The sequence below is a fragment of the Myxococcus dinghuensis genome (assembly GCF_024198235.1).
In the GTDB taxonomy this organism is placed as follows: domain Bacteria; phylum Myxococcota; class Myxococcia; order Myxococcales; family Myxococcaceae; genus Myxococcus; species Myxococcus dinghuensis.
The window spans coordinates 192,229-201,996 of sequence record NZ_JAKCFB010000017.1 but is presented as its reverse complement, the minus strand read 5'-3'; the positions used below and the strand labels follow the sequence as shown (position 1 = coordinate 201,996).

General features: G+C 68.7%; 10 protein-coding genes, 1 tRNA gene and 1 pseudogene. 7 read left to right on the top strand and 5 right to left on the bottom strand.

All coding sequences use genetic code 11. The annotated features are described in order from the left end of the window. Positions 1-970: 970 nt before the first annotated feature. Positions 971-1,360 carry a hypothetical protein gene (locus LZ198_RS22925; protein WP_253974163.1) on the bottom strand — a complete coding sequence of 130 codons (390 nt, stop codon included), beginning with the start codon at positions 1,358-1,360 and terminating at the stop codon, positions 971-973. 98 nt (positions 1,361-1,458) lie between these two features. Between LZ198_RS22925 and LZ198_RS22920 the strand changes: the two are divergent. After that, positions 1,459-1,659 (top strand): annotated as a pseudogene (locus LZ198_RS22920) (integrase core domain-containing protein); the annotation flags it as partial. Positions 1,660-1,930: 271 nt separating this feature from the next. Here LZ198_RS22920 and sitI6 read toward each other — a convergent pair. Then, positions 1,931-2,680, bottom strand: coding sequence for a SitI6 family double-CXXCG motif immunity protein (sitI6, locus tag LZ198_RS22915; protein WP_253974162.1), 750 nt, complete (start codon positions 2,678-2,680; stop codon positions 1,931-1,933). A gap of 188 nt (positions 2,681-2,868) precedes the next feature. Here sitI6 and LZ198_RS22910 point away from each other — a divergent pair, with 188 nt between their 5' ends. The 4 genes from LZ198_RS22910 (at position 2,869) to LZ198_RS22895 (ending at position 4,404) form a co-directional block, all read left to right on the top strand. Then, positions 2,869-3,216 carry a hypothetical protein gene (locus LZ198_RS22910; protein ID WP_253974161.1) on the top strand — a complete coding sequence of 116 codons (348 nt, stop codon included), beginning with the start codon at positions 2,869-2,871 and terminating at the stop codon, positions 3,214-3,216. 276 nt (positions 3,217-3,492) lie between these two features. Then, on the top strand, positions 3,493-4,056 hold the full coding sequence (locus tag LZ198_RS22905) for a hypothetical protein (RefSeq protein WP_253974160.1): 564 nt from the start codon (positions 3,493-3,495) through the stop codon (positions 4,054-4,056). Between the two features lie 27 nt (positions 4,057-4,083). Continuing rightward, the gene (locus LZ198_RS22900; RefSeq protein WP_253974159.1) at positions 4,084-4,251 is read left to right on the top strand and encodes a hypothetical protein; all 168 of its coding nucleotides are present in this window, start codon (positions 4,084-4,086) and stop codon (positions 4,249-4,251) included. A gap of 79 nt (positions 4,252-4,330) precedes the next feature. Next, positions 4,331-4,404, top strand: a tRNA-Arg gene (locus LZ198_RS22895). Between the two features lie 473 nt (positions 4,405-4,877). On the opposite strand, the gene LZ198_RS22890 is transcribed toward LZ198_RS22895, so the two are convergent. Both LZ198_RS22890 and LZ198_RS22885 read right to left on the bottom strand, forming a co-directional pair. Then, the gene (locus LZ198_RS22890; RefSeq protein WP_253974158.1) at positions 4,878-5,261 is read right to left on the bottom strand and encodes a hypothetical protein; all 384 of its coding nucleotides are present in this window, start codon (positions 5,259-5,261) and stop codon (positions 4,878-4,880) included. Positions 5,262-5,367: 106 nt separating this feature from the next. After that, positions 5,368-6,234: a peptidylprolyl isomerase gene (locus LZ198_RS22885; protein ID WP_253974157.1), complete on the bottom strand. Its 867-nt coding sequence runs from the start codon at positions 6,232-6,234 to the stop codon at positions 5,368-5,370. Between the two features lie 376 nt (positions 6,235-6,610). On the opposite strand from LZ198_RS22885, the gene LZ198_RS22880 reads away from it, so the two are divergent. Beyond that, complete coding sequence (locus LZ198_RS22880) at positions 6,611-7,582, top strand: peptidylprolyl isomerase (protein ID WP_253974156.1); 972 nt, start codon at positions 6,611-6,613, stop codon at positions 7,580-7,582. A gap of 62 nt (positions 7,583-7,644) precedes the next feature. Then, positions 7,645-9,234, top strand: a complete 1,590-nt coding sequence (locus tag LZ198_RS22875) for an MBL fold metallo-hydrolase (RefSeq protein WP_253974155.1) — start codon at positions 7,645-7,647, stop codon at positions 9,232-9,234. Here the strand turns inward: LZ198_RS22875 and cysC are convergent. Further along, a complete protein-coding gene (cysC, locus tag LZ198_RS22870; protein ID WP_253974154.1) occupies positions 9,231-9,767 on the bottom strand; it encodes an adenylyl-sulfate kinase in 537 nt (178 codons plus the stop codon). The two genes, LZ198_RS22875 and cysC, sit on opposite strands and share 4 nt — an antisense overlap. Position 9,768: the final 1 nt, after the last annotated feature.

The following is a 9,768-nucleotide window of genomic DNA, read 5'->3' as shown; positions in this document are numbered from 1 at the left end:
CGTCCACGGCAGGGAACTCCTCGGCCTCCTCGCCAAAGGAGGACCATCTCGGTTTGGTTTCACCGAGGAGCTTCCCTCTTTCCCGCTCGCCCTTCCTCGCCGACTACACACTTATAGGGACACGACCAAGCCAGGGCGGGGGCGTCGTGGGGATTCTCGTGCACCGGTCGATGCAGAGGCCGGTGCCATGCTGTAACGCCACATCCACCCGCCGCAGCTCCGCTGCGAGGGGCTCCCGCTCGTCCCCGTTCGCCGACTACACACTTATAGGGACACGACCTCGGCACCTGGGGCACGTCGTAGCTGTCGCCCGGTTTCGAGCTGAACGAGGCCTTCGGAGAGACGACTGTCATCGTCCCGCCGCCCGCCGACGTCGCCGCGGTGGCCGCGCCCCCCGTGAAGCCGTCCACGAGAGCGCCCGTGGCCATGTCCACCAGCTTCACGAAGGCCTTGTGGGCCATGAGGCGCGCCAGGTCCACCGGCGTGCTGGACACCCTGCTGCGGAAGGAGAACTGGCCGGTGGTGGCGAAGCCGACGAACGCGTCCTCCATGTGGCCGCTTTTCAGGGGACCTTCATTGGCCGGTTTTGGGTGACCACTGAGGATGCGACGCGCCCGTCGGTATTCACTCGCCAGGCGCCAGAGGAGTTGGATGACGAGGGAGCTCGCCTTGGACGCGCCCTCCACCCACGTCAGTTTCCCTGTCGCAGCGCGTGGGCCGGTCCCGACAATACGCCCCCGCCGGAACGGCACCATCCGCCAGAGGTCGGCATACAGGCGACTCTCCACATACCGGAGGGCCAGGGTGGCCTTCGCGCGCCCCGCCAACGTCAGCTCGCGCACCCGCACGCCGACGCGGCCGCGTGCCTCGACAAACCCTCCTCGCCAGCTCCACGCCATGGGGCACCTCGTCGACAGGAGCGTGCAGCCTACGAGATGATGCGGAGGGCGGTGCCGAACGTGCACCGGGCCTACTCGGGGATGAGCACCTCGCGCGTCGCCCGCAGAATCTGGGGCGCGTAGTCCCCCCGCGACTCAACGAACACCCGCAGCCCGGCCCCAAGCCGGAAGCGCCCGGCCGGAATCAGCAGGTCTCGGTCATACGCGAGCAGGTCATGGACGCGGTACAGCGGCCGCCCAGGCCCGACGTCAACTTCACCGCGAATCGGGCCTATCTGTCCTCGCGCCACGATGCCGACGCCATCCTCCCCTTCATGCTCGCGCCAGAGCGCAAGTTCGTAGAGGTCCATCTTCGCCGCCAGGGTGACGTCGACATCCGACGTGATGCGGAACACCACCGGAAGAGACGCCAGCCCCGCCTTCGGGAAGAACCCCTCCACCCAATAGACGTCCAGTCTCACAGCAGGGGCGCCTCCTCTTCAGCCGGCACTCTGGTTCCACCGCCATACTCGCACCTCGCCTCGGGCGCTGTCACGTCATGCCCCGAAACGCAGCGGACTCGCCGGAGAGCAACGGCATGGCGGAGTCCTTCGTTAAGAGCTTCAAGCGCGACTACGTGTACCTGAACCGCCTGGACAGCGCCGAGGTGGTCCTCCAGCAGTTACCCCGCTGGTTCGACGACGACAACGCCATGAACCCCCACAAGGCTCTGAAGATGCGCTCCCCGCGCGAGTTCCGGCTCGCGAATTCACCCCACTGACCCTGTCCGGTTTGACGGGGGCAACTTCAATTCTCATGCACAGCGCTATGGCTTGAAGACTTTCGCGCCCTTGAGTGGAGCCAGATCGTCAACCGCCATCAACGCGCTCGACAGCCACGGCTCCCCAGAACTTCTCGCCACCGCGAACGAACGAGTACCTCTTCCCAACCTGCCGCCCATCGCTCAACCACTTGACGACTCGCCCCTCAATGGCCATCGGCTCCACCCTCCTTCTCTTTCTGGCGAACCTGGGGCGATGGCTCAAGCCAAACTACATCGTGGCTCCAGCCTCTGCCGGCCGGCCCACCGCCAGTTCCTTCACCTGGATGCCGGTGTCGCCCATGCCGCGCAGCACCTCCACGAAGCGCTCGCTGGCGACCGTCATGGAGGGGGCCCAGCGGAACCGGAAGACGTCCGCCGCCGGCATCGCGCTCGCGTCGAGCCACTCCGCATCCACCAGCGAATCCGACATCGGCTGGAAACCGCACACCGGGCAGGGCTCGCCCTCCGGCACCGGGCGGCATTCCGGCAGGTAGTCGCCTCCGAGCTGAAGCTCAAGCTCCAGCAGCGGAGGGACGTCGCGCGCGGACTTCGTAGCGGTCGGCACCGGGTTGATGCCGCGCAACCCGGCCGCGAGGAGCCGCTCCACTCCCTCGGGCTGGGCGAAGAAGTGCCACGCCACATCCATCGCGATAGGCGACGGACGCCCGCGGACGCGCCCCACCAGCGGCCCCATCCCAATCCCCGGCTCCACGACGGCACCCGGCGGGAGGAGCGGTAGCACGCGGTCTCGGAGCCGGACGTACTCGCCCCATGGGGAGAGCCGTGGCTTCCGATACTCCCGCTCCTCGGGGAGCCCCGTCAGGTCGACTCTCGGGTAGTTGAGCGCGATGGCCAGTGGGGCCGCGTGACACCGGGGGCACTCGGTGCCGGGCAGCCCCCAGCGTCGCTTCGCGTCGAGGTTCCATCGCCAGCGTGTGGCGGAGGCGTCGAAGATGGGGTCCAACTCGTAGTAGCGCATGGCTAGTCCTTCGACAGCCGCATGTCCAACGTGAGCTGCTGCCAGTACGACATGGGCATTCCGACGAGACGATACTCAGTGGACTCGCCATCTACGGCAGCACCAATTTGTGGGAAGAGTATAGAACCCCAGAGCCTCCGAATCCGACGACGGTGGAACTGCCGAAGCCCACCCCGGTGGAGCGGTGCATGTCTGGCGAATCGCCCGCTGGCATCCGGGTCGAGGACGCCCATCTGCTCCGCTCTATCCGAAGAACGTACGCGGCTGAGATGGCCAAGATGAACCATCACCACGCAGCAACTGTCGAGACCGTTGCCTCCGGGCTGGATGACGAGCGCTACGACCTGCAGACTGCACTCGCCGTGCTCGAGACTCAACAGAAGGAGCGAGCGGAGAAGGCGGCAATCATGGCCAAGGCACTGGAGGGGGCTTGCCATGGTGCAATCACTCGCGTCCGATTAGTGGAACGAACTTCTGCGAAAGCAGCGGTGCGTGTTCCATGGCGTCCTGACGACAACCCAGCCGTCACCCGCTAGAAAGGTCCAGGAGTAAGTGCCGCTGCTTCTCGATGGCCTTCTGGATCAGACCGCCGGGCTGGAGGATCGCCCTGCGAACCACCGTCGCCAACCCAGGCGCCAACCGCTCCACCTCACCCTTCGCGGCTGAGGACTGCACGTCCGCCGTCACCGAGCCCCCGTTGACGCTCGCCCTCCGGGGACGTGAGGCTCCGCACCATGCGAACCAGACTGGGCGGTTGGGGACTCGCAGCCGTCGGGGCACTCTCTGCGTGCGCCCACATCGACTACTCCGACATGGAAGTTGCTCGAGGCGTCTACCGCATCACGGTCACCGGCAACCGGTATGCCGATCCAGACCGCATGGCTGAGTACTTCCATGGCCATGCACGCAACATGTGCTCAGCACATGGCTTCGCCTCCTACGACTGGAGCATCTCGTCCACTGGCGCGCTGAAGGGGACCGGGCCGCTCGTGGCCACCCCCGAATTCGGTGGCCACCTGGTGGTGGTCGAGCACGCGGGCCGAGGCAGGGTTCTCGAGGGCGACGTAACCTGCGCGAAGAAGCGCCCACCGACATGGCGTGCTCCCTCCACAAACGCCACCGAGCCAGTCCGGCAGGTGCTCGACACCAGCACGGGCCGGGTGCTTGAGGTCGCCCCATCAGCCGCCACTGGACTCTTGAGCGCGAGCAGGCGTTATACCCCCATCCACGGAGGCCGCGTCGCGGTGGTGGATGACACTGGGGCCAAGGGCTACATCCTCGCCACGGACTGGGCCCAGGCCAAGGATGCCGGGTATCAGTTCGAGGGGAAGAGCCCCACCGCGCCCACGACCGCAGCCGAACAGCCCGCTCCCTGAACGTGAGGGCAGATCCTGCTGCGGGACGTGCGGCTGGTCCGGGGGCCCAAGCCCCTGCAGTATCCCCACGAGGAGGGGCTCGAGGACGTCCCGGTCGAGGTGTACGGCAAACCCGGACTCGGGCCCGTGGTCATCGACGCGGGCTGGGGCTTCCTGCTCCCCGACAACCGGACATATCCCCTGTGGGGGCGGTAGCGCGGTGACGACAGCCCGTTCGCGCCCTTGAGTTATGGCCCGGGTTTGGCTACATCGGGCCCGGCAGTCTGGCTGTACCGACCCCGTAGCTCAGTTGGATAGAGCGGCGGTTTCCTAAACCGCAGGCCACAGGTTCGATTCCTGTCGGGGTCACTCGCTAACCCTATGGAGTCCCAGGGCTTTGGGAGGGTCGCGAGGAAGAGCGGACGGGCCCCCTTCCCTGGCCGGACCATCGGCGCCACGGACATCCACATCCCGGTCCGCTCGTCCGCCTCCACGCTCCGCAACAGCCGCCGGGTGAAGCGCGGCGCGCGCCACGTGGTGAACACCCCGAAGCCGACGAAGAACAGGCCGAACGGCGCCAGGAACGCGCGGAAGGGAGTCCACCGCCCCCACCCCTTCGCGAGCACCACCTCGAACACCGGCCACCCGTACCAGGCCACCAACGCCCCCACCACCACGCACGCCGCCGCCAGCTTCAACTGGTACGCAAGCTCCCCTCGCAGGGCCGCGACCAGCGCCTCACGGTGACTCACTCGGGACTCGAGGCTCTTCATCACAGGCCCCCCCTTTCACCCCCGGCGCTCTAATCAACTCCCGGGATTCCCGAAAGCCGGATAGGCCCCTCAGCGGCCCCCAGGTCCCCCCTCGAACTCCACCGACTCGCAGACGACGTACGCCAGGCGCCGCCCTCCCACCGCAGGCAGACAGGACTCCGAGGCCCGGGGCAGGTCCGCCATGCCGAACACATACACCGCGAACCCCGGGGGGATGCCCTCCCGCAGCCACGACCATGCGGCCGGGAGCTCCTCCCGCCCATATCGCTCCACGCGGTCATAGGACACATGCCGCGTCGCCATGCACACCATGACGACGCCCCGGCACCGCATCCCGCCGATGCGATACCCGTCCACATCGAGCATCTCGAACAGGACCCCGTCGCCGACGGCCCCCGTGAGCACCAGCTCCGGCGACTGTCGGCGGAAGACGTCCTTCAACCGATCGACCATGCGTGCCCCGCTCCGGCCCCTCCATGGAACGCACTCCCACCCGTTCCTTGAAGACGCGCCGTCCGACAGGGCGTGCACCCGACTCACGCGGAGCGTGGGGCCCCGCTCAAGAACGCGGCCCCTGCCCCTCGGACGCCCCCGTCTCCAGCCGGTCGGGATGACGCGTCACGGGGATGCGCTCGCGCAGATCCTTCATCAGCGCCTCCTGGGCATCGCGGCGGGTCTCCGCCTCCAGCCGGCCTCGCACCTGCTCGAAGGTGGGCTCCACCGTCCGCACCGGCTCCACCGCCTCCAACACGTGCAGGCCGAACGACGTCGCGAACGGACGCGAGCGCTCGCCCTTCCCCAGCCGCGCCGCCTCCGTGAAGAACCCTTCGTCCACCTGGCCCTCCAACACCGGCCCCAAATCCCCCCCACGCGGCGCGCTCACCGTGTCCTCGGAGCCCTCCCTCGCCACCGTCTCGAACGGTTCTCCGCCCACCAGCCGCGCATAGAGTCCGTTGATGCGAGACAGGAGCCGGCTCCGCGTCGCCTCGTCGGCGCCAGGTGGCACCCGGACCATGATCTGCCGGACATGCACCTCGCGGCGCACCCACTTCTCCCGGGACGCGGTGTAGCCCTCGCGCAGCTTCGCCTCGTCCGTCGCCGCCGCCAGCCGCTGGTCGAGGAGCGCCTGGGCGAGGACCTCCCGCTCCGCCGTCCTCAGTCGCGCCCGCACCCCAGGGTCCTTGTCCAACCCCGCTCGCCGCGCCTCGTCCGCCAGCAACGACCGGTCCACCAGCGCGTCCAGCGCCTGCGTCGCCGTGGGCACGTCCCGCGCGCTGCGCGCCGCGATGAACGCCGACACGTCCCCCTTCGACACCTCGCGCTTGCCCACCTCCGCCACCACGTTCGGATCGCCACAGGCCATCAGCCCCCCCGCGACCCCCATCAGCCACCACGCGCGAAGCCCCATCCCATCCTTGCGGTCCACATCCCCTCCGAGCCGCGCTTCGTCCGCGCGGGCATGCATCTCCAACGCCGGCGGCCCTGCGCCGCAACCGCTCCATACCCTATCAGCCCCCATCCCCACGCCGCGCCCCCGACACGCGGCCCCGAGGCCCCCCGCCCGGCAGGCCGCCCCCGAGGGCGCGCCACCTACGAGCCGCCCTGATGTTTCCTGACGACAGCCCGACGAAATCCCGCCCCTTTTCCTCGCACAGCGGCGTCCCACGACAGGCGACACCCGTCCTCGCGTCCGGGCTATGCTCCCGCGGTCGCTCGCAGCCGTCGCTCACTTCTCACCCGCCTCCTCCCAGCAGAGTCACGAGCCCCCACTCCGGGTGGACGCTCCGAGGCCCGCCAGCTCCATGAACACTCGCACCCCGTCACTCCTCGTCGCCGTCGTCTCGCTCCTCTCGTTCGCCGGCTGCAACGACGGCGCCCCGCGTGCCTCCGAGCAGGCCGCGAACCAGGGCCCCGTCGTCGCCATCGTGAACGACCGCGCCCTGACCACCCAGGAGGTCAAGGCGAAGCTGGACGAGCAGCCGCAGTTCGTCCGCGGCCGCTACAACACCCTGGAGAAGAAGAAGGAGTTCCTGGAGAACCTCATCCGGTTCGAGCTGCTGCTCCAGGAGGCGAAGCGCCAGGGATTGGAGAAGGATCCGGAGGTCCTCGCGACCCTGGAGAAGGTCCTGGTCCAGCGGCTCATGCGCAAGCAGCAGGAGACCGCGGGCGGCGCCATCGACGATGCCGCCGTGCGCAAGCACTACGAGGACCACCTGTCGGAGTTCGTCAAGCCGGAGCGTGTGCGCCTCAATCACATCCTCATCGAGGCCCCCAAGGGTGACGCGGCCAAGCGCGCCCAGGCGCGCACCGCCGCCGTGAAGCTGCTCGCCGACATCAAGGCCAAGGAGACCGGCGGCACCAAGGGCGCCTTCGAGCTGGCCGCCGCCGAGCAATCCCAGGACGCGACCACCAAGAGCGCCGGCGGCGACCTGGGCTTCCACAGCTACCAGGAGCTGGTCCAGGCCTGGGGCACCCCGTTCGCCGATGCCGCCTTCGCCTTGAACACCATCAGCGACCTCGGCCAGGTCGTGGAGACCGACAAGGGCTTCCACCTCGTGAAGCTCCAGGGCCGCCAGCTCGGCATGAACCAGCCCCTCGAGCAGGCCCGGGGCCGCATCGAGGCGCGCCTCACCGCCGAGCAGCGCGCCAAGGCCATGGAGGGCCTCGTCGACACCCTCCGCGCCAAGGCGAAGATCGAGATCAAGGACGACGCCCTGCAACAGCTTTCAGTCGAAGGCGTCTCCCTGCCTTCTCCTGCCGCGGGAAACCACTAGTCACCCACGGCATCCTCAATCACATGCCATCCAGGGTAATGTCGTGAATCCTGGAGGCATCGATGTCTGGACAAGTCCAGTACCTCAGGCCGAACGTCGCGCTCGAGCCCCTCTACAACCAATGGTACGCGTGGTGGTATCTGCTCTCCCCCGCCACCGCGCCCCTGTTCGTCACGCACCTGCACCAGAAGCTGATGCAGTCGTTCGTGACGAACCCGGAGGTCCACGTCTCCGCGCTGAAGAACCCCGCGCTGATGGGCGGGCCCTTCATCAACCACCCCGCGGACAAGGCCCCGCGCGTGAAGGCGCTCCTCGAGCGCACCCAGCGCGAGCAGGCCCACATGCTCGCCTTCAGCCGCGCGGTGGCGGAGCTGGAGCAGTTGCTCGCGCCGAACAACGGCGCCTCGCTGGAGGCGCTCTATCCCAAGGTCCCGGACCTGCTGCGCGGCTACGTCGAGCTGACGTACGACCTCAGCCACCGCGCCAGCGCCCGCTTCATCGAGCCGCTGCTCTACCGCAGCCGCTTCTTCCAGGAAGCCTCCCAGAGCGTCACGCTGATGCCGGTCACCCATGACTGGCGCCCCTACATCTTCAGCACGCCGCGCCTCGAGGAGGATTCACCGCTGTGGCTGAAGGTGCCGTTCCGCCATGAGGGGCTCGACGCCCTGTTCCGCATGCGTCACACGCCCGGCTCCCCCGGACAGGTGGCGGAGCTGCTCGGCGTCCCGTCCTCCGCAGCCTCCCACTTCGCGGAGCTCTTCACCCCGACGCCCCCGCGCCAGACGCCGCGCTACGACGCAGAGGGCGTCCGGATGCGCTACTTCGGCCACGCGTGCGTCCTGCTGGAGACGAAGGACGTCAGCATCCTGACCGACCCCGTCATCAGCTACGAGTTCCCCACGGCGCTGCCGCGCTTCACCCACGCGGACCTGCCCGAGCGCATCGACTACGTCCTCATCACCCACGGCCACGCCGACCACCTGATGATGGAGACGCTCCTCCAGCTCCGGCACCGGGTGGGCACCCTCGTCGTCCCGCGCAACAACGGACACTCCCTGGCGGACCCGTCGCTGCGCCTCATGCTCCACCACACGGGCTTCCAGAACGTGGTGGAGATCGACGACCTCCAGGAGCTGCCCGTGCCCGGCGGCTCCATCACCGGCCTGCCCTTCCTCGGCGAGCACAGCGACCTGGCCATCCAGGCGAAGACGGCCCACCTGGTCCGGCTGGCGGGCCGCTCCATCCTCATGGCCGCGGACTCCAACGCGTTGGAGCCCCGGATGTACCAGCACCTGCGCGACATCATCGGCCCCATCGACGTCCTCTTCCTCGGAATGGAGTGCGAGGGCGGGCCGCTGAGCTGGATGTACGGCCCCCTCCTGAGCACGCCCCTGCCCCGGAAGTTCGACCAGACCCGGCGCCTCAACGGCTCCAACTGCGCGCGCGCCATCGACATCACCACGCACCTGACGCCCCAGGAGGTCTACGTCTACGCCATGGGCCAGGAGCCGTGGCTGCGCCACGTGATGGTGCTCGTCTACGACGACACCGCGCCGCAGATCGTCGAGTCGAACAAGTTCCTCGCGCACTGCCGCGAGAAGGGCATCCAGGCCGAGCGCCCCTACGTCCGGATGGAGCGCGTGCTCCGCTAGCGTCCGTGGCCCCGGAGCGCCTCCACCACGCGCTCCAGGCCCACGCCCACGGGCTCCCACGCGGAGTGGACGATGACCTCGGGTGACTCGGGAGGCTCGTAGGGGTCCGATACGCCGGTGAAGTTCGCGAGCTCCCCGGCCAGGGCCCGCTTGTAGAGCCCCTTCACGTCCCGGGCGATGAGCACGTCCAGCGGCGCCTCCAGGTACACCTCGAGGAACACGAGCCCCGCGGCCCTCGCGAGCCCACGGACCTCCTCGCGCGTCCCCCGGTAGGGGGAGATCGCCGCCACGATGACGCCCACGCCGTGCCGCGCCAGCAGCCTCGCCACGTGGCCGATGCGCCGGACATTCTCCTCCCGGTCCTCGCGCGAGAAGCCCAGCCCCCGCGTCAGCCAGGTCCGCACCTCGTCGCCATCCAACACCTCGACGGGCCGGGACGGCGCGAGCCGCGCGCGAAGGGCCTGGGACAGCGTGGTCTTCCCCGCCCCCGACAGGCCCGTCATCCAGACGATGAACCCGGGTGCTCGCGACATC